This is a genomic window from Shinella sp. JR1-6 (assembly GCF_004284735.1).
GTDB lineage: Bacteria > Pseudomonadota > Alphaproteobacteria > Rhizobiales > Rhizobiaceae > Shinella.
Genome location: NZ_SHMI01000026.1, coordinates 13713 through 36841 on the forward strand (window position 1 = coordinate 13713; position 23129 = coordinate 36841).

Annotated in this window: 22 protein-coding genes; 13 read left to right on the top strand and 9 right to left on the bottom strand. The window is 63.5% G+C overall.

What is annotated here, in order from left to right; translation table 11 throughout:
* The first annotated feature begins 27 nt into the window (after positions 1-27).
* A complete protein-coding gene (locus EXZ48_RS28200) occupies positions 28-966 on the top strand; it encodes a sugar ABC transporter substrate-binding protein (RefSeq protein WP_023511926.1) in 939 nt (312 codons plus the stop codon).
* Positions 967-1162: 196 nt separating this feature from the next.
* Here EXZ48_RS28200 and EXZ48_RS28205 read toward each other — a convergent pair whose 3' ends face one another.
* From EXZ48_RS28205 to EXZ48_RS28215, 3 genes are all read right to left on the bottom strand, one after another.
* The gene (locus EXZ48_RS28205; RefSeq protein ID WP_130520091.1) at positions 1163-1948 is read right to left on the bottom strand and encodes a sulfite exporter TauE/SafE family protein; all 786 of its coding nucleotides are present in this window, start codon (positions 1946-1948) and stop codon (positions 1163-1165) included.
* A 67-nt stretch (positions 1949-2015) separates the two neighbouring features.
* Positions 2016-2894, bottom strand: coding sequence for an MBL fold metallo-hydrolase (locus EXZ48_RS28210; RefSeq protein ID WP_130520093.1), 879 nt, complete (start codon positions 2892-2894; stop codon positions 2016-2018).
* A 2-nt stretch (positions 2895-2896) separates the two neighbouring features.
* Positions 2897-4381, bottom strand: coding sequence for an aminotransferase class V-fold PLP-dependent enzyme (locus EXZ48_RS28215; protein ID WP_130520095.1), 1485 nt, complete (start codon positions 4379-4381; stop codon positions 2897-2899).
* A gap of 95 nt (positions 4382-4476) precedes the next feature.
* On the opposite strand from EXZ48_RS28215, the gene EXZ48_RS28220 reads away from it, so the two are divergent.
* Positions 4477-4962 carry an Lrp/AsnC family transcriptional regulator gene (locus EXZ48_RS28220; protein WP_130520097.1) on the top strand — a complete coding sequence of 162 codons (486 nt, stop codon included), beginning with the start codon at positions 4477-4479 and terminating at the stop codon, positions 4960-4962.
* A gap of 490 nt (positions 4963-5452) precedes the next feature.
* Here EXZ48_RS28220 and lhgO read toward each other — a convergent pair whose 3' ends face one another.
* From lhgO to EXZ48_RS28250, 5 genes are read right to left on the bottom strand one after another with little or no spacing between them, the layout of a single operon-like run.
* Positions 5453-6673 (bottom strand): L-2-hydroxyglutarate oxidase, encoded by a 1221-nt coding sequence (lhgO, locus tag EXZ48_RS28230; protein WP_130520099.1) that lies wholly within the window; start codon positions 6671-6673, stop codon positions 5453-5455.
* Positions 6674-6723: 50 nt separating this feature from the next.
* Entirely contained in the window at positions 6724-7641 is a 918-nt protein-coding gene (locus EXZ48_RS28235; protein WP_130520101.1) for a polysaccharide deacetylase family protein, read from the bottom strand.
* A 56-nt stretch (positions 7642-7697) separates the two neighbouring features.
* Positions 7698-8798: a substrate-binding domain-containing protein gene (locus EXZ48_RS28240; protein ID WP_130520103.1), complete on the bottom strand. Its 1101-nt coding sequence runs from the start codon at positions 8796-8798 to the stop codon at positions 7698-7700.
* 26 nt (positions 8799-8824) lie between these two features.
* Entirely contained in the window at positions 8825-9871 is a 1047-nt protein-coding gene (locus EXZ48_RS28245) for an ABC transporter permease (RefSeq protein ID WP_130520106.1), read from the bottom strand.
* Positions 9871-11403, bottom strand: coding sequence for a sugar ABC transporter ATP-binding protein (locus EXZ48_RS28250; RefSeq protein ID WP_130520108.1), 1533 nt, complete (start codon positions 11401-11403; stop codon positions 9871-9873). Before EXZ48_RS28250 ends, EXZ48_RS28245 begins: the two co-directional genes overlap by 1 nt.
* 149 nt (positions 11404-11552) lie before the next feature.
* Here EXZ48_RS28250 and EXZ48_RS28255 point away from each other — a divergent pair, with 149 nt between their 5' ends.
* Together EXZ48_RS28255 and EXZ48_RS35835 are read left to right on the top strand one after the other, a co-directional pair.
* Positions 11553-12386 carry an AraC family transcriptional regulator gene (locus EXZ48_RS28255; RefSeq protein ID WP_165909450.1) on the top strand — a complete coding sequence of 278 codons (834 nt, stop codon included), beginning with the start codon at positions 11553-11555 and terminating at the stop codon, positions 12384-12386.
* A gap of 307 nt (positions 12387-12693) precedes the next feature.
* On the top strand, positions 12694-12825 hold the full coding sequence (locus EXZ48_RS35835; RefSeq protein WP_256370930.1) for a hypothetical protein: 132 nt from the start codon (positions 12694-12696) through the stop codon (positions 12823-12825).
* A 133-nt stretch (positions 12826-12958) separates the two neighbouring features.
* Here the strand turns inward: EXZ48_RS35835 and EXZ48_RS28260 are convergent, their stop codons facing one another.
* Positions 12959-13261: a hypothetical protein gene (locus tag EXZ48_RS28260; protein ID WP_130520112.1), complete on the bottom strand. Its 303-nt coding sequence runs from the start codon at positions 13259-13261 to the stop codon at positions 12959-12961.
* A gap of 138 nt (positions 13262-13399) precedes the next feature.
* Here EXZ48_RS28260 and EXZ48_RS28265 point away from each other — a divergent pair, with 138 nt between their 5' ends.
* From EXZ48_RS28265 to EXZ48_RS28305, 9 genes are all read left to right on the top strand, one after another.
* Entirely contained in the window at positions 13400-14560 is a 1161-nt protein-coding gene (locus EXZ48_RS28265; protein WP_130520115.1) for a mandelate racemase/muconate lactonizing enzyme family protein, read from the top strand.
* A 36-nt stretch (positions 14561-14596) separates the two neighbouring features.
* Positions 14597-15769, top strand: a complete 1173-nt coding sequence (locus tag EXZ48_RS28270; protein ID WP_130520117.1) for a Xaa-Pro peptidase family protein — start codon at positions 14597-14599, stop codon at positions 15767-15769.
* Between the two features lie 112 nt (positions 15770-15881).
* Positions 15882-17321, top strand: a complete 1440-nt coding sequence (locus tag EXZ48_RS28275; RefSeq protein WP_023512517.1) for an amidohydrolase family protein — start codon at positions 15882-15884, stop codon at positions 17319-17321.
* Positions 17322-17901: 580 nt separating this feature from the next.
* Complete coding sequence (locus EXZ48_RS28280; RefSeq protein WP_130520119.1) at positions 17902-18990, top strand: NAD/NADP octopine/nopaline dehydrogenase family protein; 1089 nt, start codon at positions 17902-17904, stop codon at positions 18988-18990.
* Complete coding sequence (locus EXZ48_RS28285) at positions 18987-19877, top strand: dipicolinate synthase subunit DpsA (RefSeq protein ID WP_130520122.1); 891 nt, start codon at positions 18987-18989, stop codon at positions 19875-19877. The genes EXZ48_RS28280 and EXZ48_RS28285 overlap by 4 nt, the downstream gene beginning before the upstream one ends.
* Positions 19874-21220, top strand: a complete 1347-nt coding sequence (locus EXZ48_RS28290; protein WP_130520124.1) for a dihydroorotase family protein — start codon at positions 19874-19876, stop codon at positions 21218-21220. The genes EXZ48_RS28285 and EXZ48_RS28290 overlap by 4 nt, the downstream gene beginning before the upstream one ends.
* Positions 21217-21900 (top strand): resolvase, encoded by a 684-nt coding sequence (locus EXZ48_RS28295; RefSeq protein WP_130520126.1) that lies wholly within the window; start codon positions 21217-21219, stop codon positions 21898-21900. The genes EXZ48_RS28290 and EXZ48_RS28295 overlap by 4 nt, the downstream gene beginning before the upstream one ends.
* A 1-nt stretch (position 21901) precedes the next feature.
* Positions 21902-22099 (top strand): 2-hydroxymuconate tautomerase, encoded by a 198-nt coding sequence (locus EXZ48_RS28300; RefSeq protein WP_018431063.1) that lies wholly within the window; start codon positions 21902-21904, stop codon positions 22097-22099.
* Positions 22099-23088: an isochorismatase family protein gene (locus tag EXZ48_RS28305; protein WP_130520128.1), complete on the top strand. Its 990-nt coding sequence runs from the start codon at positions 22099-22101 to the stop codon at positions 23086-23088. The genes EXZ48_RS28300 and EXZ48_RS28305 overlap by 1 nt, the downstream gene beginning before the upstream one ends.
* Positions 23089-23129: the final 41 nt, after the last annotated feature.

Genomic DNA, 23129 nt, shown 5'->3' on the forward strand with positions numbered 1-23129 from the left:
ATTTTCCAATCGATGAAGGAGGAAAACATGATTGGTAAGACTGTAAGATTGCCGGCTGCCATTGCCGCCGCCCTGCTCGCTTCGACGGCTTTCGCCAGCGCCAAGACGGTCTGTTACGTCACGGCCGCCGATTCCCATGCCTATGCGACCCCGGCAAACGTGGCCCTCAACGAGCGTGCCAAGGAACTCGGCATCGAGATCCTGAGCCTCAGCCAGAACTTCGACGTGCAGACCGGTACCGAGCAGGTCAGCACCTGCATTGCGCGCAAGGCCGACGGCATCATTCTCTGGCCGCTCGACCCGCAGGCCTATATCCCGGCGCTCGCCCGCGCCAAGCAGGCGAACATTCCGGCGATCCTGATCAATTCGCCGATGGCGGAGCAGGCAAATGACTTCATCAAGTCCTTTACCGGTCCTGATGTCTATGAAGAAGGCAAGCTTGCTGCCGACTCGCTGAACGAGGCGATGAAGGGCGAGGGGGCTGTCGTCGTTATCGCCGGTCAGGCCGGCAATGGCACGACCATCGGCCGCGTCGGTGGTTTCGTCGATCGTCTCAAGGAGACCGGCAGCAAGATCGAGGTGCTGGAAACTGTTAATGCCGACTTCGACCAGCAGAAGGCGCTCGTCGCCAGCCGCGACCTGATCACCCGTTTCGGCGACAAGATCACCGGTGTCTACGCCAATGACGACACGATGGCGCGCGGCTTCATCGATGCCTGGAAGGAAGCGAATGCCGGCAAGCCGACGCCGCCGATCGTCGGCATCAACGGCCAGCGCGATGCCTTCGATTCCATCCGCTCGGGCGAGATGTATTCAACGATCGTCCAGTCGCCGGTCGAGGATGGCAAGCTCGCGATCAACACCATGGCCGAGATCCTCGACGGCAAGGAGGTCGGTGCACGCCTGCCGATTCCGCTTACCGTTGTCACCAAGGCCAATGTCGATTCTGTCGAGCCGGCTTTCTGATACACCGTTGTGAAGGCCTTCTGCCGCGCAGCGCCGGTGGTGCTGCGCGGCCTTTCCTGTTGTGCTACCGCGTCGACAATTGAAACCGCCCCGGCGTGCCGCGTCTCTATGCACAGACGGTAGGCCGGCATCTGTCATGCCACCACCGCAGAGCATTGCTCCAGCTAACCCGGGGGGGCGTGGAGCCCGGGGCTATTCAGAGATTTGGCTGTACCGCGTAGAGAGCCAGCCCTACGGCGACGCTGAAGGTGAGTGCTGCGAACAGCGTGTTCAAGATACTCGTATAGCGTTTGAGGCCGTGAGCCGCGCGATATCCCGTCAGCGCGCCCAGCACGCCGCCGCCGATGAACGCACCGGCGAGCGGCCAATCGACCAGGCCCGATAGGGAATAGCTGACGCCCGTCGTCGCACCGAAAGAAGCGATGGCCACCAGGGACGACGCGATGGCGTTGATCGCCGGCATGCCGGTCGAGATCATCAGGCCAGGCACGATCAGGAAGCCGCCACCGATGCCGAAAAAGCCGGAGATGATGCCTGTCCCCGCCCCGAAGGCCAGCACTTTCGGCGCATTCGTGCGCGTACAGGTCGATGCGGGGTCGCCAGCCCGGTCGCGCCGTTTCAGCATGGTCAGGCTGACGACCATCATGAGGGCGGCAAACAGCAGCAGCAGGCGCTTGCCGTCCAGCGCCTTGCCGAGTGCAGCGCCAATCCACGCACCTGCGATACCGGTGGCACAATATACCGCCGCGCAGCGCCATTTCACGATGCCGTGGCGAGCGTGCATGGCCAAACCTGACAAGGCGTTCACCGCGACTGCGATGGCGCTGGTTCCGATCGCCATATGCACATTGCTCAGGCCGACAACGTGCACGAGCAGAGGGACGGCCAGAATGGATCCGCCTCCCCCGAACAAAGAAAGGCTGAATCCCACCAGGCTGCCGGATGCGGCCGCCAGAACATACTGTGCAAAGTCGAGGGGCATGGGTGGCTCTACTGCACTGCGGTGGATGGCGCCCCATTGCAAAGCGGGCTGCCGTTTAAGAGGATGATCAGCTCCAGGCGGCCCCTTGCAGGGCGTTCAGGGGAATTTTCAGATAGCGCCGGCCGTTCTCCTCCGGTTCCGGCAAGCGGCCGCCGTTGATGTTGACCTGCAAGGCGTGGAGGATGAGTTTGGGCATCGGCAAGGTCTGGTCGCGCGCCTGCCGGAACGCCACGAACGCGTTTTCGTCAGAATGGGCGGTCAGGTGAATGTTGTCCGCTCTCTGCCCGGCAACCGTGCTCTCCCAGCGCGGTGCGCGGCCGCCCGGCTGGTAGTCGTGACCGACGAAGACGCGGGTGTCGTCCGGCAATGCCAGGATATCCTGGATGCTCGCCCAGAGCGCCTGTGCGCTCCCGCCGGGAAAATCCGTCCGCGCCGTACCGCTGTCGGGCATGAAGAGTGTGTCATGGACAAAGGCGGCGTCGCCGGCGACATAGGTGATCGAGGCCAGAGTGTGGCCCGGCGAGAACAGCACCCCGGTTTTGATCCCGCCAATATGGAACGTGTCGCCATGGTCGAACAGCTGGTCCCATTGTGAGCCGTCTGCACGAAGGGTGGGCCAGTTGTAAATATCGGCCCAGAGCTTCTGGACGTCGATGATGTGCGCGCCGATGGCGGTGGGCGCCCCGGTTTTGTCCTTCAGATAGGCGGCGGCGGAAAGATGGTCGGCATGGGGATGGGTATCCAGGATCCACTGCAAGTCCAGGCCTTCGGCGCGCACGAAGTCGAGCAGCCGGTCGGCATTGTCCGTGGCGGTTGTGCCGGATTTCTCATCGAAGTCCAGCACCGGGTCAACAATGGCGCAGGCTTTCGTCGCGGGATCGGCGATCACGTATTGCACGGACCAGGTACGCGGATCGAAGAAGGCAGCGATGTCGGGTCTCGTCATGATCACGCTCCCAGGGCAAGAGCCGTGCGCGGGAAGAAGATGGCGCGCGCCGGATCGAAATCGTAGTGCGGCTCGTAGCGGGATGCATCGGTCGCAAGCTCGGCAACCGCATCGAGAATGAACGCCACATCCTCATCGGGCAGAAGGACGCTGAAGTTCAACCGGATGAACCCGGGCTTGAGCATCTCCTGCCCGGCCAGAAGAGCGGCTCGTAGGTGCAGCGACTGGTCGGCGTCGATGCCGAGAAGGCGATGAACATACGGGCCGGCGCAGGCGCAGCCGCCTCGTGCCTGGATGCCGTAGCGGTCGCTCAGCATGCGTGTAACGAGTTGCTGGTGAACATATCCGCCCCTGCCGTCGCGGACACGAAAGGCGAAGATCGGCAGCCGCGTTGGATCGGGCGGGCCGAGCAGCTCCAGGTGCTTGACATTGCACCAGGCGGCAAGGGCGCGACGGGTCAGGATGCCATTGCGTGCTTGCATCACTGTATGGCCGATCGCGTCTTTGACCAGGAAGGCGAGCGCGGCGCGCACGTCGCCCACGACATTTGGCGTGCCGGCTTCCTCGCGCGCTTCCAGGCTGTCGCTGTAGTCATGGCCTGCCGGAGAGACGAATTTGACAGTGCCGCCACCGGGCCACGTCGGCTTGTCCGCGATCGCCGCATCGCGCCGGAGGATCAGAACGCCGGACGCTCCCGGGCCGCCGATGAATTTGTGCGGTGACACCACCGTCGCATCGATATCGGCGTCCGCACCGGGGGACATGGCGATGGGCAGATAGGGACCTGCACCGGCATAATCCCAGACGATCCTGGCACCGGCCGCTTTGACGAGCCGCGTGACGGCCGCGACATCCGTGACGATGCCGGTGACGTTGGAAGCGGCGGAGAAGGCGCAGACGACAAGATCGGCAGGTTGCCGCAAAGCGGCTTCGAGCTCCGTGAGATCTGGGCCGCTGCCGTCCGCGCCTTCGGCAATCTCGATCACCTCGGCGCCACTCTCTCGCCAAGGCAGGATGTTCGAATGATGTTCATAGGGGCCGATCAGGATGCGTACGCGCTTTCCCGCGGCGACCCCCTCGCTTACACCCAGCAGATGAACCAGCCGGTTGAGGCCGGCCGTTGCCCCGGAACCCGTGAAGATCACGGCGTGCTCCGGCCCAGCCCCACAACAGGCGGCGATTGCTGCACGCGCCTCGCGGCGCAGCCGCGTCATGAAGCCGCCGCAATAGGACGCCTCGGTATGGCTGTTGGCGTAATAGGGCAGGACCCGTTCGAGAACGAAGCGCTCTACCTGCATCAGGGCCCGCCCGGAAGCGACATAGTCGGCATAGAGGAGGCGTTTGACCCCGAATGGCCCCTCGACTGTCGCGTCTTTGCCCACCAATCCGGCGCGTAACGCCGCAATGGTGTTTTCATCGGCAAGGCTCCGGCGAAAATCCGCGAGTGGGCCGGCAGCATGCAGGTTGTCGAGGGAATGTCGGCTCATCAAGACCTCCGGGATGGTACGGATAATGAGTCTAACCAAGCCGAAGCATTGAAACTTCATCGTTCTTATGCGATTTTTCAAGAAAAATGGGTCGAATGAACGATAGTATGGGCAAAATTGACGAAATTGATCTGCGAATACTGACTTCCCTGCAAAAGGATGGTGCTGTCTCGCAACGCGATTTGGCTGACCGGGTGGGCCTTTCGCAGAATGCCCTCTGGCGCCGCCTGCAGCGGCTGAACGCCAGTGGTCTCATTCGCGGTACTCATACCGCGATCGATGTCGCGGCACTCGGCCTCGACCTGACCGTGTTCGTGATGATCCGTACCCGTCATCACTCCAAGGAATGGGCCGACGGCTTCCGCAAACACGTGGAGCGCTTGCCGGAAGTGACGGACTTCTATCGGATCGGCGGTGACTGGGACTATCTGATCAAGGTGGTGACACGCGGCATGTCCGGCTATGACGCCTTCTATCAAAAGCTTATCACCGATTTTGATCTCATGACTGTTACCGGCTTCTTTTCGATGGAAACGATCGTGGCTGATCGAATGCCGGATCTGCGCGGTCTTGCGCGCTAAGAGTTTGGTTTATTATTGAGATCCCTCTCCGCGCTGAAACACCGCCGAGTTCGGTGGGCCGAAACGGACCGTGGTTCAGTGCGTTGTAGCGTATTACATATTTCGCATAAAATACGTATATTCCGTATGTTCAGAATCGAGGGCGACGATGAAGCAATTCACCTTCTCCGACATGAATCGCGCCTCTGGAGAAGTCCTGGAAACCGCCCTTGTCGAGCGTGTCGGGCTAACCAAACACGGCAAATAGAAGCTCGTGATCCTCCGGGCCGATGCCTACGAGCACCTGAAGCGTGAGACCCATACCAGAGCATATCTGCTGGAGGATGCGCCTGAAGAAATCCACGATAAACTGATGGCAGGCATCGACGCGATCCCCGACGATGTAGGCCGCACTGTTTGAAGATGACCAGTTTCTTGGAATTTTCTGGTGATCTAAGTTACTGTATCTGCGCCATTCATTGGCCTCGTTTCCCCATGTTAGGGCGGGCGCCTAAGTAGCGGCTCTTCGTGCGTCGAAAGCAAAGACCTTTTCCGCGAGATCGCTGATGTGTTCTGCAATCGGGATTGCCGAGGTTGCCGCCGGCGAAGGTGCATTGCAGATGTGGATCGTACGGGCGGAACGGCGGATCAGAAAATCATGCACGAGCGTTCCGTCGCGCATCACGGCCTGCGCCCTTATCCCGGGTGGGTGAGGCAGGAGATCGGCGAGCTCCAGTGGCGGGCAGTAGCGTTGGCAGGCTTTCAGGTAGCGGCGGCGGAAGGCGGAGTTCACCGCTTCCTTGAGGCCGGAGGAAAGATTGGCCTGCAGCGTGCGCCAGAAGCCGGGGAATCGCGCCATGTCGCCAAGGTCGCCGAAATCGATGGCGAGCTTGCCGTAGCCCTCGCGCGCCAGCGAGAGTACGGCGTTCGGACCGACGGTGACAAAGCCGCCGATCATGCGCGTGAGATGGATGCCGAGGAAGGGCAGGGCCGGATCGGGTACGGGATAGATGAGATGGCGCACGACCTCGTCGTGGCGCGGCGCGAGGCGGAAATATTCGCCCTTGAAGGGCACGATGGCGAAATCGCCGCCGAGACCGCACAGGGCGGCGAGCCGGTCCGCCATCAGGCCTGCGCAGACGACGAGATGGCGTGTGGTACGGATGCTTCCATCGGCCAGGGTGAGGCGTACGTCGTTCGCCCGCTCCTCGATGTGGTTCACCTCCGCCCCGCAGGTCACCTGCCCGCCGAGGTCGCCGATGAGCGCGGCCATGCGGCGCACGATGGCGCCATAGTCGGCGATGCCGGTCGCAGGGCTCAGCAGCGCGCCGAGCCCGACGATGTTGGGCTCGATCTCCCGCAGCTCCGCGGCGCTGACGCGCCGGACGGCGAGGCCGTTCGCCGCCGCCCGCGCTTCGAGCGCGGCAAGGCGTTCCATCTCGACTGGCGACGTGGCGACCAGCAGTTTTCCCGGCTGCTCGTGCGCGATGCCGTGCTCGGCGGAAAAACGCAGCGTGGCGGCAAGGCCGCGCCGGCAGAATTCCGCCTTCAGGCTGCCCGGCGCATAATAGATGCCGGCATGGATGACGCCGCTGTTGCGCCCGGTCTGGTGCAAGGCGAGGCTTTGTTCCTTCTCCAGCACTTCCAGCGAAATGCCGGGGAAGCGCCGCAGCAGTTCATAGGCCGTCGCGATGCCGACGATGCCACCGCCGATGATCGTGATGTCGGTCAAGACTGTCTCCCTGTCTCGGGCGGCGTTGCCGCCGCCCGCCTCTCCATGCTTCAGGCAATCGGCCGGATCTTCTGGTCGCCGTGGCGGCGTTCCCAGTCAGCCCATTCGTCATGCGGATTGGGATCGCGCAGGGTGGACGGCTCGGAAAAGGCGAAGTCGGCGATGGCATCCTTGCGCAGGCATACGACGCCCTTGTGTTTCAGCGCGTAGTCGAGGAAACGGGCGAGCGAGCGCACGCGGAAGGGGCGGCCCTGCACGCGGTCGTGCGTGGAGATCGACATCATTCGCCGGCGGGTGGCGGCCTCCTCGTAGAGCACGTCGAACTCGTCCTTGAGTTGTCGCTCATATTCCGTGTTGGTGAATTTGTAGCCCTCGAACTGCACGATGTCGTTGAGGGTCAGCGAATAGGGCACGACCGCGAAATCCTTGCCGCGCACGGGGATGAGGAAGGGTTCGTCCCGGCTGACATCGTCGATGTGATAGCGGAACCCCTCGTCCTGCAGGATTTTCAGCGTGTTGACCGTGCCGCGCATCGCCGCGCCGTTATAGCCGACGGGGGCGACGCCGGTGGCGCGCCGGATCGATTCGACATTGTCGCGGATGAATTTCCGCTCCTCCGGCTCCTGGAGGTCGACCTGGAGGATCCAGTCGCGCCCGTGGGCTGCGGCCTCGTGGCCGCGCTCGACGATCTCGCGGGCGACGGCGGGGCTGCGGTCGACGGCCGAGCCGACCATGTGCGACGTCACCTTGACGGCATGCTTGTCCCAGAGGTCGAGCATGCGCTGGATGCCCTCGACATAGCCGTAGCGATACCAGCTCTTCGTCGGGAAATCGGGATAGGAGGGGTCCATGTCGATGAAGCCGGAGAAGGGGCCGCCCGGACCGTAGGGCGCTTCGCCGCCGGCCTCGAACTGCATGGAAATGGAAATCACGAGCCGGATGTTGTCCGGCCAAAAGGTTTTGGTCATCTTGCTCTCCATGGGGAAGGGGGCGGGCGAGGCGAACCGAACGCCCGCCGGAAGGATCAGTTGACGCCCCAGATCTTCTTGTAGGCGTCGCGGTAGCCGTTGTTCGGATCGAAGGTGAAGCGTTCGCCGCCATCCTCCTTGACGTTCTCAGGCAGGAAAAGATGCACCGGCACGACGTAGCCGGAATCCTTTTCGCCGGCGAAGGCGCGGTTCAGTTCGTCGACCGCCTGCCAGCCGTGCAGCGACAGCGGCTCGGCCACCGTGCCCGTCTGGTAATAGTTCTGCTGGATGCGCTGGAAGGCCGCTTCAGAGCCGTCGCCGGCCGAGACGTTGCGCGGGAAACCGTCGGTGGCCTTGCCGGCGGATTGCAGGGCCGACGCCATGAAATCGATCGGCAGGTCGTTGATCGTCAGCGAATAGGTCCATTCGTCGCCGAACCGCTGCAAAAGGGCGTTGGTCAGCGGCGGCATGCGGTTGGAGGCTTCGGCGAGCGGCGTGTCCTCGATCGTCAGCAGCTTGCAGGTGGTGCAGGCGCGGATCACCTCGGCCATGGCATCGGACTTGGCGATGGCGATGTCGTAGACGCTGTCGGTGAAGATCACGACATTGGCCTTGCCGTCGCTTTCGGCGACCACGAAGGAGGCCGCCGCCTTGGAAATCTCCAGCGGATCGGTGGTGATGTTGGTGAAGACGGCATGGGTGTCGGAGGGGCCGGTGGTCGCGGTGGCGTGCCAGCCGACGATCTTGATGCCCGCTTCGGCCGCTTGCTTGATCGCCTCGGCCTGCTCGTTGGCATCGACGGAGCCGAGCACGATGCCATCGGGCGAAAGCGCGATCGCCTGTTGCAGGGCGGCGGAGCGGCCGGAGACCGTGCCTTGCCCGTCGATCACCCGGACAGTCCAGCCGATGGCGGCGCCGGCCTCTTCGATACCCTTGGAAACGCCGAGCACGCCGCCATTGCGCAGGTCCGCCGCCACATAGACGATCGACTTGCCCTTTTCGGCGAGCGGTCCGGTCGTCGGTCCCGTCCAGGCGGGATTGGGCTTGGTGATCTCGGCGATATAGGCCTTGGCGTCGGCCACGGCATCGGCCCGGGCTGTCGTGGCGGCAAGGGCGGCCAGTAGCGCAAGCGCAGTCGTCTGAAGCAGTCTTTTCATGTCTTCTCTCCTCCTTGAAGACGGTTTTATGATTTGGGTGTGGGGCGGCGGGCATGGCGCACCGAGCCGCGTCGGCGCTGGGCGTAGCCGGCGATGCCGATCGCCACGAGCAGGGTCGCGCCGTTGAACAGCGGCTCGACATAGAAGGCGCCGCCCATCTGCTGGATGCCCGAAATGCCGACAGCGAGAATGATCACGCCGATCATCGTGCCCCAGACATTGACGCGGCCGGGCTTGATGGTCGTCGAGCCCAAAAACGCGCCCACAAGGGCCGGCAGCAGGAATTCGAGGCCGACGCTCGCTTGACCGATGCGCAGCTTTGCGGCAAGCACCACGCCGGCAAAGGCGCCGATCAGGCCGGAGGCGACGAAGGCGCCGATGACGAAGCGGCGGGTGCGGATGCCGTTCAGTTCTGCCGCGCGGGAGTTCGCGCCGATGGCATAGAGATAGCGGCCGATCGGCAGGTAATCGGAAACGAGCCACAAAGCCACCGCGATGGCGAGCACATAGAAGGCGGCGATCGGCAGGCCGAAAAGCTGGGTCGTGTAGAGGGCGGTGAAGGCGGGCGGCAGGAGGCCGATGACCTGGCGCCCCTCGGTGTGCCAGAGCGCGGCGGCGTAGATCAGCGTGCCGGTGCCGAGCGTGGCGATGAAGCTGTCGATCTGCGCGACCTCGACGAGCAGCCCGTTGACGAGACCGAGCAGACAGCCGCCGGCAAGCACGATCAGCACGGCGACCGACCAGTGCAGGCCGTAGACCGTCTGCAGGCTGATGGCGAGCACATGCCAGATGACGATGCCGTAGCCGACGGTAAGATCGATGCGGCCAGTCATCATCGGGATCATCGCGGCGAGCGACAGGAGCGCGATGACCGCCTTCTCGCCGAGCACGGCCCGAAGGTTCAGCACTGTCGGAAAAGTCTCCGGCAGCAGCAGCGAAAAGAACAGGATGAGGGCGAGCGTCAGGAGCGGCAGGCCATAGACCGGCAGCAGGCGCACGAGGCGGGCACCGCCCGCAAGGTTTGCGAGCTCGGAGCGCGTCGGCTCCAGCGCGTTTGAACGTAGGGACTCCATCAGGCCTCCTCCTGCCTTGAAATCGGTTCCAGGGATGCGGTGTTGAGCAGGGTCTCGACCGTGAGGTCGTCGGCCGAGAGTTCGGCGGCGACGCGCCCGTCGCGGAAGACCAGCGCGCGGTGGCTGATGCCGGCGACCTCCTCGAAATCCGTCGAGATCAGCAGCACGGCGAGGCCCCTTGCGAGCGCTTCGGCGAGCAGCGCATAGATGTCGGCCTTCGAACCGACATCGACGCCGGCGGTCGGATCCTCGAGGATCAGCACTTTCGCGCCGATCTGCATCCAGCGGGCCATGACGACCTTCTGCTGGTTGCCGCCGGAAAGCGTTTCGATCGCTGCCGTGGGATCGTTGGGGCGGATGTCGAAGGTCCGGCCGATGGCGGCGGTCGCCTTCGCCTCCGTGTCCGGATGAGCGAAATCGGCAAGCCGCCGCCCGGTAAGCGCTGGATTGAGAAAGAGGTTTTCCTGCACCGAGAGGCCGCGCGCCACCGAATCCGCGTTGCGGTCTCCCGCCACCAGGGCGATGCCCGCGCGGATCGCGTCCTGCGGATGGCGGCTTGTGAGTACGTCGCGGCCGCCAAGCACGGCTCCTCCCGAACGGATGGCGCAACGGCCGAACAGCGCCTGGCCGACCGCGTCCTGGCCTGCGCCGCGCAGGCCGACGAGGCCGAGCACCTCGCCGCACCGCAGCGTGAGCGATACCGGCCCGACATCGCCGGCGACGAGATTGTCCAGCGTTAGTGCGACAGGTGCATCGGCTGCGACCGGCGGGCGCACGAAGACATCCTTCATCCGGCCGCCGATGATCAACTCGATCAGGCGGGTGCCGTCGAGCCGGCCAATCGGCTCGTCGGCGACGAGATAGCCGTCGCGCAGCACGACGACGCGATCGGCGATGGCGAAGACCTCGTCCAGCCGGTGCGAGACATAGATGATGGCAACGCCACGGGCGCGAAGCCGCATCAGCACGCCATGCAGCATATCGACATCCGACTGCGGCAGGCTCGCCGTTGGCTCGTCGAGCACGAGAAGTTGTGCGTCGCGCGCCAGCGCCCGGGCGATGGCGACAAGGGATTTTTCCGTGCGCGTCAGGTCCTGGACCCGGGCGCCCGGATCGATCTCCTCAGAGACGAGCGCGAGAGCCGCGGCCGCCCGGCGTCGCGCACTCCGCCAGTCGATGAAGCCGAACCGGCGCGGATAGCGGCCGTGCATCAGGCACATGTTTTCCGCGACCGTCATCCATTCGATGAGGCCGAGGTCCTGATGGATGAAGGCGATGCCGGGATGGCCTTCGCGCGGATCGAAACGCGCGCCGCGGACGCGGAATGTGCCGGCATCCGCGGCATAGACCCCGGCGAGTATCTTGATCAGCGTCGATTTGCCGGCGCCGTTCTCGCCGAGCAGCGCCAGGATCTCCCCGGTCCTGACGGAAAAGCCGACACCGTTGACGGCCTGCGTGCCGCCGAAACGCTTGCTCAGCCCGTCGATCGACAAGGCGGCGTCGTCCGCCGCCCATGCGTCGGTAAGTGCCATGGCGATGGTCCTCCTCCCTCGCAACGCCGCATACGCTTTGTCCGTTTTTCGACGTTATGATGGTAAAATGCCGAAATCGGACTTGTCCTTCATTCGATAATCGGCCATTTTTATCAGAAAATCGGCCAATCGGACGGAGAGGGCTCGGCATGGCGGGCAAGGGAAGCGGCGAACGGTATTTCGAGGTCTCGGCCGGCATGGCGAGCCATGCGCGCGCCTTTGGTCCGGGGCGGTTCGATTTTGCCAGCGAAGGTGAAGCGGGCGGCCAGCTCGTGCGCTGCACGGCAGGGGAGCTTGAGCTTTTCGGCCATGCCGGCGAATGGGTCATTCCGGCGGATCATATGGTCTATATCCCGCCGTCCCGCATGTTTCGCCTGCGCGCCAGAATCCCGTCATCCGGCGTTGTCGCGAAATTCTGCGCCAAGGAAGTGGCGTGGCTACACAATGGCTGCTGGGTTGGCGCCGTGAGCGATTTTGCCGGCGGCATGACGGACTATGCCCTGCGCTGGAGCGCTGAAGCCGCCTCGAGCGACAAGAAAGCACGCTGCTTCTTCGTCACGCTCGGCGAGATGCTGCCGGACTGGTTTCGCCACGAGCGCATCCTGTGGACGCCCTATGCAGAAAACTCCTCGATCCAGAAGGTGATCGATTTCGCGAGCCGCCGCGGGCCGGGTGTCACCTTGCCTGAGGTTGCCGATCATGCTGGCATGTCGGAGCGCACGTTGCGCCGGCATCTCCAGGCGGAGCTCGGCCAGAGCTGGCGCGAGTTCATCCGCGAGATGCGCATGAATAGGGCAATGGAGCTTTTGCGCAAGGAGGGCCGCTCGATCACCGAGACCGCCTTCGAAGTGGGTTTTTCCTCCAGCTCCGCGTTTTCCAGCGCCTTCTTCGGCTATGTCGGCAAGACCCCGTCGGTCTATGCGAAGAGTTTCAGCCAGGGTGTACGGTCCCGCTCTGGCGCTCTGCACAAGGGAGACCTATAGCCGCGTGAAACTCTCCATCTGATCCGAAAGTAAAGCCGATCACTCCAATGGAAATCCAGTTCTTTTGCCAGACAAGGCAGTCCGGATCCGGAGGAAATTCCGCGTGGGCATGCTTTGCATTCCAGACAGCACCTCCAGTTCCCTGAAATCACGGGGCAGCCACTTCGACCGGGTATAGCGGCCTGAGCGTCGGTGATGGGACTGAAACCTTGGCATCGGCACAGGGCGGCGGCTCGTCGATCTGATTGTTTGGGGTGCTGCTGGTTGACGATCCTGGATATCACATCTTTCAGATAGCAGCCGCGCCATGTCGACGAGCAAGGCGATGGCGGCCCAGGTCTCGGCCTCGGCATTTGGACCCGCGAAACGTACATTCACCCGATTGAAGGTGACCGGGCTGATGGAGCACTTGGCGACCCTGACGTCGATCGCGATGTGACGCGTCGTCGATGAAGTGGATCATCGCCCGTTTTGATGACCGCGACGTGCAGTGACACGGCGAAGCCTGAGGCGATTTGTGGCGGCGATTGACGTGAGCGTCCCGGAGTTGGTCGTTGCTCCTGCCCGCGGCTTTAGCCCCCATCGGTCTCTACGCTGACATGCCGTTCGAACTTCACCAATAGGCGGTGCATGGCTTTGCGCGCTTCCTCGAAGTCCGGGGAAGCGGCCCTCGCGGCCCGGTCCGCGTCGTAAGCGTCTCTGGATGCAAACCTGCACTCCCATCGAACATCCGGGCCGTCGCCCTCCAGCTTGACGAGGATCAGCCCCGGCTTGAGCCCCAGGCTGTGCCGGATCTCGCTTGCCTTGCGGCGCTGATCGAGCACCGTGTCGGCCAAGCCTTCCCTGGCAAAGTAGTTGGTCGCTTCGACGATCATGGTTTCCCTCCCATCTGCCGGCGAAAAAATCGATCCGGCCGTCCTTGACATTCAAAATCATGATCATAAAGTGTGATCACAATGAATGATCGCATTCTACAACGAGATGACTGCGACGACAAGGAGAAGGTGGAACCAGTGCCAACGATCAAGTCCATCGAAACATTGATTGTCCAATTGCCCACGCGGCGAGAGCATAAATGGGCGGGCCTCACCGAGGTCATCGGCCGCTACGTCATGGTCAAGATGACCGACAGCGATGGCCGGGTCGGGTGGGGCGAGGCGCCGGCGCTCAAGGATTGGGGCGGGGAATTCGGCCGCTACTTCGGCGAATCCGCCATGATCACCCGCGCGGTCATCGACACCTATCTCGCGCCGGTCGTCATCGGGCTGGAACTCGGCAATTTCGCAGAGCTGCATGCCCGGATGGATGCGATCATCCGCGGTTATCCCTATTCGAAGGCGGCGGTCGAGTTTGCGGCCTATGATCTGGCCGGTCGCTGGCTGAACGTTCCCGTGCACACCCTGCTCGGCGGCAAGGCGCGCGGGCGGGTGCCGGTCACCCACTCCATCGGCCTGATCTCCATCGAAGAGGCGCGGGCCGAGGTCGCCAAGCTGGTCGAGGAAGGCGTCAGGACGATCAAGGTGAAGATCGGCGTCGATCCGGCGCGGGACGTCGCCATGGTCGACGCCGTGCGCGAGGTCGCAGGCGAGGCGATGGAGATCTGCGTCGATGCCAACGAGGGCTACAAGACGCCCGGCGAGGCGGTGCAGACCGTGCGCAAGATGGAGAAGAACGGGCTCAAATATGTCGAGCAGCCGGTCATGGGCATCGAGCGGATCGCCGAGGTCGGACGCCGGATCGACGCGCCTGTCATGGCCGATGAATCGGCCTGGAATGCGCATGATTCCATCCAGATTGTCCAGAACGGCGGCATCCAGATCGTCTCGATCTACACGACCAAGGCCGGCGGTCTGTACAAGGCGATGGAGGTGGGGGCGGTCTGCCGCGCGGCCGGCATCCTTTGCAACGTCAACGGATCGATCGAGACCGGCATCGGCAATCTCGCCAATGTCCAGCTCGCAGCGGCATCGCCCGCCGTGACACTGTCCTGCGTCATTCCCGTATCGACGCCAGCCGAGGCGCAGCACGGCCAGGTCGGCGGCATCTACTACAAGGACGACCTTCTGGTCGAGCCGATGCAGTTCGTCGACGGCGCGATCGTCGTGCCGACAGGACCCGGCATGGGCATCGATGTCGACCTGGCCAAGGTCGAAAAATATCGCGTTCGCGACTGAGCGTCCGCCAGCAAACGCAAGGAGAGAGGAAAGAACATGCGGGCAGAAATCGTTGCAAAACAGGTCAAGGCTATGGCGGAGCATGGGCTCGACGCCATCATTTGCTCCTCGCCTGAGAACTTTGCCTATACGGCGGGCTTCGTCGTTCCGTCGCAGCCGCTGATCCGCCATCGCCACGCGATGACGATCGTCACCGCCGACGGGCGCAGCGCCATCTTCGGCGTCGACATGGAAGCATCGACGATCAAGCGGCGGCTACCGGACGTGCCGTCGCGCATCTGGGCGGAGTTTTCCGACGACCCGATGCTGGTGCTGGCGGACCAGCTCTCGGGGCTCAGCCTCGCCAAGGCGCGCATCGGCATTGAAATGGACTATCTGCCGGCAGGCGATTTCGCCCGCCTGATCGCGGCGATGCCCGGTGCCCGGTTCGAGCACGCGGAACCGATCCTTGCGCGACTGCGCCAGATCAAGACAGCCGAGGAGATTGCGCTGCTCAGCAGACTGTCGCGCATCGCCGACCAGGCCATTGCCGACGCGCTGGCGGAGGTCGATGCGGGCGACAGCGAAATGGACATTGCCGGCCACCTGACCCGCAACGTTTATTCGCTCGGCGCGGAGCATTTCAAGCTCCTCATCGTCGCCACCGGCGAGCGTAGCGTACTGCCCAATGTCGGTCCGTCCGACCGCATCCTCAAGCGCGGGGATGTCTGCCGCGTCGAGATTTTCTCGGTCATCGACGGCTACCAGGCCGGTGTCTGTCGGACCGCCATCGTCGGTGAAGCGCCGCCCATGGCCGACAAGATCTGGGCCCATCTGGTCGAGTGCAAATACGAGATCATGGAGAAGGTGAAGCCCGGCGCCAGCTGCCGTGCGATCTATGATGCGTTTATCGCCAAGCTCGCCAAGCTGGACTTGCCGCCGATCTCCTTTGTCGGCCACGGCATCGGCCTTCATCTTCACGAGGATCCCTATCTCGGACTGACGCCGGTGCTCGGCAAGCCCGGCAGCGATGCGCCGCTGGAGGAAAACATGGTGCTCGGCTTCGAACCGCTCTGCTACAACACCGGCTACGGCTTCGGCATGCAGAACAAGGACATGTTGCTTGTAACGTCGAGCGGATCAGAACTCCTGTCCGACTACACCAACACGGACAAGCTGATCGTCTGTGGCACGGCCAGGCAGGGTCTGAAGGCGCAGGCTGTCGCCTGAGAGTGCAGTTCGCGGCCGGGCCGGTCTCCTGTCCGCGGCCATGAGTGTCGCCCGCCGTTTTGCATGGCGGGCGATCGGGAGGGAAATTTGTTGAAGCATTGGGTGGAGCCGCATGCGTACGCTGATTGAAAATCTGAACTTCGCTTTCACGGTCGACAAGGACGATACGGTGCTGCGCAATGCCAGCGTGGTGGTCGAGAACGACCGCATCGCCGACATCGGAGCGGCGGAGGAGGTCAAGGCGCGCCACCAGGGCGAGCGGTTCGACAAGGTGATCGACGGCAGGATGCTGGGCATGTGCCCGGGCTTTGTCGACAGCCACGTTCATCTCTCGGAAACGCTTTCGCGCGCGGTCTTCCCCGACAATCTCAACACGCGCGCCTGGGTCTTCCACTGGGCAAAGCCCTTTTATGCCTTCATCACGGAGGAGGATGAATATTGGGGTGCGCTGCTCGGCATCACCGAAATGCTCCGCTGCGGCACGACCTGCTTCCTCGACATGGGGTCGCAATACGATCCCGGGATCGTCATCCGTGCGATGGAAAAGACCGGTATGCGCGGCATTACCGGCCGCCACGCCGCGGACAACCGGCCGGCCGAGCTGCCGCACGGCTGGACCGAGGAAATGGCCGAGCATCATTTCTTCCCGGACGCGCAGACGGCGCTGAAGGTGCTGGAGGAATGTGTCACACGCTACAACAACACGCTCGATGGCCGCGCCCGCTGCTGGGTGAACATCGAGGGCAAGGAGCCGTGCAGTCTTGAACTGCATGTCGGTGCCGTTGCGCTTGCCGAAAAGCTGGGCGTCGGCACGACCTATCATCTGGCGACCTCAATCGAGGAAGCCAAGGTCTGCGAGAGCAAATATGGCTGCTGGCCGATCACCCGGGTCGACCAGGCCGGTGGCATCCGCAAGAACCTCGTCATCGCTCATGGCGCAGCGGTATCGGACGAAGAGGTGAAGCTGCTGGCGGAGCGGGGCGCGAGCGTTGCCTTCTGCCCGTGCTCGTCCTTCAAACTCGGCAAGGGTGCGACCTCCATCGGCAAATATCCCGAGATGGTCAAGGCCGGCGTCAAGGTCGGGCTTGGAACCGATGGTGTGTCGGCGGCCGGCAACATGAACCTCATGCGGCAGATGCTGATCGTGGCGGGCATGTTCAAGGATGCACGATTGAAGCCCGACGTCTTCACCGCGCGTGAGGCGCTCCGTGCTGCCACCATCGAGGGCGCGCGTGCCCTGATGTGGGACGATGAGATCGGCTCGCTCGAAGTGGGCAAGAAGGCGGATTTCATTCTCTTCGATCTCGACCACATCGAATGGACGCCGTTCTACGATCCCCTGCAGGCGCTGGTCTTCTCCGCATCGACCGCGTCGATCACGCAGACCTGGGTGGATGGCAAGGCGCTTTATGCTGACGGCAAGGTGCAGGGCGTCGATGAGGTGGCGATCCGCAGCAAGGCCCGGGAACTGGCCGCTGCCGCAGTGGTCCGCGCCGGGCTCCACCACAGCGATGTCGAAACGACGACGACGCTCTACGACGAAGGAAACTGAATCGGACCTGCCCGGCCGGCTTCCTTCGCCGGCTGGGCATATCGCGGTCGAAAGGTGGCTGCAAGGCGGTTGCGTGAAAACGGTGCGCTGTCGTGGCGTGCGTTTTTCCATCGCTCACCTTGTGCTGTCGGAGCACTGTGAAATCTGTGCACGCTGCCATTCGCGATGCCGAATTTGGGCCTCTCTCGGCCTTGTGTGACAGTGTCGCTCCGAATGCGCCTTCCGTTGGATAATACGGTAGAAACAATATTCTAGAAGGTTATCGTCAACGCGGATTCTCGCGGCCGTTGGGCGTATGGGGGCTCGTGGGCCCAAGGCGGATCCCGTGCGAATGCCGGCCGTGCCGATAGTCGAGGATTTGTCTGGAAAGGGTGAGTGCCTGGCGCACGCCACATGTTGGAAACGGCTTCCGACGGTCGACGATTTGAGAATGCGAAAGCACATTCTTCTGCTTGACAATTCTATGTGTGATCATAAAGTGTGATCAAAATTGTTGAGGAGCAACCAGTGGAGGCGGGAAAACGAGCCCGCTTCAGGCATGGGACGGGGGTGTTTTCCCCGCTTCCCCCGGGAGGAGAGAATGAAGGTAGCAGTACTAGGTGCAGGCGCCGGAGGGGCGGCCTCGGTTGCGGAGCTGGTCCAGGCGGGGCACGACGTGCATTTCTGGGCGCGATCGGCGGAAACGCTGGAGCCGCATATCAGGCTCGGCGGCGTTGCCCATGAAGGCAAGCTCGGCGAGGGTGTCGCCAGGCCGGCGCTGATCACCACCGACCTCAAGGCGGCGATCACAGGCGTTGATGTCGCGGTGGTGGCTTTGCCCACGTTTTCGCATTCGCCGATTGCAGCAGCGCTCGCCGCTGCAGGCTGGCCTTCGTCCAGCCCCGTCATCCTCAATCCGGGCCACACCGGCGGCGCGCTGGAATTCGCGCAGACTTTCGCGCGCAGCGGGCGTGCCGCGCCGGCCGTGGTCGAGTTCTCGACGCTGACCTATGTGGCGCGCAAGTACCGGCCGGACGGCGTGACCGTTTCGGGCCGGGCCAAGCGGCTCAAGGCGGCCGCTCTGAAAGGCGGGGCGGAGGTTCTGGAGATCGCCGGCGCTCTCTTTCCGGGCCTCGATCCCGTCGCCGACGTCATCGCCTCTGACCTCTCCAACGTCAACATGGTCCTGCATCCGCCGGGTGCCGTGCTGGCAGCCGCCTGGGTCGAGGCGACGGGCGGCAACTTCACCTTCTATGTGGATGCCATGACCCCCGGCGTCGCCCGTGTCATGAAGCAGCTCGACGAGGAACGGCTGGCGGTGGCCAGGGCCTTCGGGCACGAACTGCCGAACCTGATCGAGGAGATGAAGCTTCTCGGCACGGTGGAGGCGGATGTGGTCGACACCAGCGACTACCGGACGGCGATTGCCGGCGGCGAGGCCAACAAGCGCATCAAGGGCCCGGACTCGCTGGAATACCGTTACTACAAGGAGGATTTCGGCCACGGCCTCCTGCCGTTCCTGGAATTCGCAAGGATCGCCGGCGTCGAGACGCCGGTGGCCCAGTCCCTCTACAGCCTGGCGCAGATCGCGGTCGGAGCCAATTATCGCGAGGGCGGCCGCACTGCCGAGGCGATGGGCATTGCAGGGATGAGCAAGGATCAGGTGATCGAGAAGGTGAGGGCGAAATGAGCTGGAAGAACACCGTCATCGCGGTCGTTGCCGGGGATGCCCGCGAACAGGAAATCGCCCGCTGCGCCCTGCGGGCCGGCGCGACCGTCCGTGCCTATGGTTTCCCCTGGCCGGACGAAGGCATCGAGAGCGTCTACCATGCGAGGGACGCGGCCGATGCGCTGAGGGGGGCCGATATCGCGCTCTTCCCGATCCCCGGCATCACGGCGGAGGGCGCGTTGTTTGCCCCGAAGTGCCCAGAGAAGATCATTCCGACGCACGACATGCTCGCGGGCATGAACAAGCCGGGCCACATCATCCTCGGCTGGGCCGATGCCAATCTGAAGGGGCATTGTGAAGCGCTCGGCATCACCCTGCACGAATATGAATGGGACGTCGATCTGATGCTGCTGCGCGGCCCCGCGATTGTCGAAGGCGTGCTCAAGGTGATCATCGAGAACACGCAGATTACCATCCACAAGTCGAACGTCATGCTGGTGGGGCAGGGCACCATCGGCTCTCTGCTGACCAACACGCTGGTGGCGCTCGGCGCACACGTCCATGTCGCGGCACGAAACCCCGTGCAGCGGGCTGCCGCCTATGCGGCCGGCGCACAGTCGCTGACACTGGAGGAGCTGCCCGACTACCTGCCCCGAATGGACATTGTCATCGGCAGCGTTCCCAAGCGCCTGATGGAGCGCGAGCAGCTCGAACTGCTGCCCAAACATGCGCTTCTGGTGGATGTGGCGGCCCCGCCCGGCACGATCGACCGCGAGGCGGCCGGTGAGCTCGGGCTGAAGGCCGTCTGGGCGCGGGGCATGGGCGCGCGCGCGCCGATCACCGTCGGACGCAGCCAGTGGACCGGTATCAGCCGGCGTATCGAAGGCATATTGGAGCAAAAGCAATGAAGGCGGATCTGGTTATCAAGAACGCGCGCGTGGTTCGCCACGACGGCGAGTATTTCGGCGGGGTTGCCGTCAAGGACGGCAAGATCGTGCTGACCGGTGCCGATGAAGTCCTGCCGGACGCCGCGCGCACCATCGATGCCGGGGGCCGGGTGCTGATGCCGGGCCTGATCGACCCGCATTGCCATCTCGGCGTGAAGTTTCCTTTCCCGGAGGACATGCGGACCGAGACGGCCGCCGCCGCCTCCGGCGGCGTGACAACGGCGCTGCTCTACATTCGCAATCTCAAGGAATCCTACCTGCCGTTCTACGAGGAGCGCAAGGCGCTCGGCGAGGAGAATGCGGTCATCGACTTCGGCTTCCACTTCGGCATCCAGCGCGAGGAGCATATCGCCGAGATCCCCGAAATCGTTGCCAAGACCGGCGTAAAATCCTTCAAGTGCTATTTCGGCTATGAGCCCGACAATCCGATCGGCATCGTCCCGGCGACGGACGGCTGGGTCTATGCCGCCATGCGCATCCTGTCGAAGATCCCCGGCGCGGTGATCAACGTGCACTGCGAGAACACCCAGATCGCCTCGTGGATCAAGAAGGAGATCGCTGCGACCGGACGCCAGGACCTCGGCGCCTATACGGAATCGCGCCCGGCCTTCTGCGAGGTCGAAACGATCCGGCGCATGATCTTCCTCGCCGAGAAGACCGGTTGCTCCCTGCATCTCGTGCACACGTCGGTCGGCATGGGGCCGGTCCTTGCCGCCGAGGCGCAGGCCCGCGGCATCCATGTCACAGTGGAAACCTGCCCGCACTACCTGACGCGTACCTGCTACGACGACGATCTCGACATGCGCGCGAAGATCTCGCCACCGCTGCGCGACCGCAACGAACTGGAAGGCCTGTGGGCCGGCATGCTCAACGGCTCGGTCTACAGCCTTGGCACCGACCATGTGCCGTTCCTGCCCAAGAAGCTCGAGGACCTCTGGACGGAGTTCCCCGGTGTCGTCAGCTTCCCGTGGGAGCTGTCGCTGATGCTGCACTTCGGTGTGCACCAGCGCGGGCTGCCGCTGAGCCGCCTGGTCGAGCTCAATTCGTTCAATCCGGCGCGTCGGTTCGGCCTCTGGCCGCGCAAGGGCCATATCGACGTCGGCTTCGACGCGGACCTCGTGCTGGTCGATCTCGACGAGGAACGCACGGTCCAGCACACCGGCAAGGGCACCTGCATCTACGAGGGCTGGACGCTGAAGGGCTGGCCGGTGATGACGGTCGCGCGCGGCGAAGTCGTCTATGAAAACGGCGCGGTCGATGAACGGCACTACGGCCGCGGCCGTTGCGTGACCGTGCCGGCATGACCATGTCGATCCCCGACCATCTCGACCTCGCCGGTCGTGTCTCATTGACACCAGCACGGTTGCCGGTGCGCGAGGCCGTTGCCAGGATCGCCGACCGAAAGGCGTCGATCCGCCAGGAGAGGCTGTCGGGGATCCACAATCCCTGGGGTCACGGCATCGCCCTGACTGATCCGTGGGCCTTCCTCGAACTGTGCGAAAGCGATCGTGTCGTTGAAGCGGCAAGGAGCGTACTTGGCGCCGACATCATCCTCTGGGACAGCGAGCTGTTCGCCGAGGCGGGTCGATACCGCGCCTTTCTGGATCAGCACCGGGAAGGCCGGTACTGGCCGGTCGCGCCGCTCGCCGGCGCCGTGGTGCTCGTGCCCATCGCCGGAGAAAATCCTGTTCCGCGGGCCGTCCCGCTGGAGGCGATGGGTCCCGCGGCGCTTTGCGGCCTTGCGGATGCAGAGCCGCTTTACGTGATCCGGCTGATGCCGGCGACGAGCCGCTTCGTGCGCGATCCTGCGCACCCCGCCAACCGGGCCTGCATGGAAGAGCAGGTCCTGGTGAACTATTCGAACCGCCCGCTCTGGCAGCTTTCCGGCGCCGACCGGGCCAACAATGATCTGGTTTCGGGCTTTGCGTCCGCCGTGCCCGTCTGGGCCTCCGGCGCCATGCCCGCTGAAAGAGAGGAGACATAGAATGCCATTCGTCGTCGTCGAAATGTGGGAGGGGCGCACCGTCGAGCAGAAGCGCAACCTCGTGAAGGCCATCACCAAGGCCATGGTCGAAGAGGCCGCCTGCAAGCCGGACCACCTGCATGTGGTGATCCACGAAACGCCCAAGGATAGCTGGGGGCGCGGCGGCGTGCTCGGCATCGACATGGTGGAGCACAAGTGATGACCCTGGAAACCCTCGACTATCGCAAGTCGGCGCTTCTGGTCATCGACCTGCAGAATGCCTTCATTCACGAGCAGGGGACTCTGGGCGTTTCCGGCGTCGATACCAAGCGCCTCTCCTCCATCGTGCCGCCGCTGGCCAAGCTCATCAAGCGCTGCCAGGACACGGGCATCCCCGTCATCTGGACGATGCAGGAGCATTTTGCGATCGACCACAACCGAGCCAAGAAGAAGCTGCTCGGTCATACCGCACGCCGCAAGCGTGTTTCGGCGCTCGCGGGAACCTGGGACGAGCAGATCATCGACGAGCTGAAGGACCTTGCGGATTTCGATCCGGCCTTCGTCATTCGCAAGCATCGTTTCGGCGCATTCTACGAGACTCGTCTCGAGATGATGCTGAAGATGCTGGGCACCCAGCATCTCTTCGTCACCGGGGCGACCACCAATGCCTGCGTGGAAACCTCCATTCGCGAAGCCTATCTGCGCGATCTCGATGTCATTGCGGTCGATGACTGCATTTCGGGGGTGAACGCCGATTGGGAGGCGACGGCCAAGCAGGTTTGGAAGCAGTATTTCTGCGAGATTGCTCCCTCGTCCGAGGTGCTCGACTGGATCGGCGAACAGGTCAAGCCGCGGGTGACGAACTACGGCCACCAGTTGATCATGGTCGACGATATCGACACATCCGTCGATTTCTACACGAACCTGCTCGGTTTCACGATCCGCCCGGCCAAGCCGCTCGCCGACGGCCGCCCGTTCACCGCCTTCCATCAGGGCATCGCCCTCATCCACGGCAAGACGCGCGACCATCGCCAGCTCGACCATATCGCCTTCGAGGTCAACGATGTGCGCGCCATGGATGCGAAGCTGAGGAGAGCCGGCGTCCGCTACTTTACCGACCTTCACGACGGCCCATATGGTCTGACGATCTACATCGCCGACCCTGATGGTACGAAGGTGGAGCTTTATCAGGTCGGTGCGACGGCCTGATCTGCTTGAAGGCGATCGGAATGTTTTGGGAAACCTCGCCT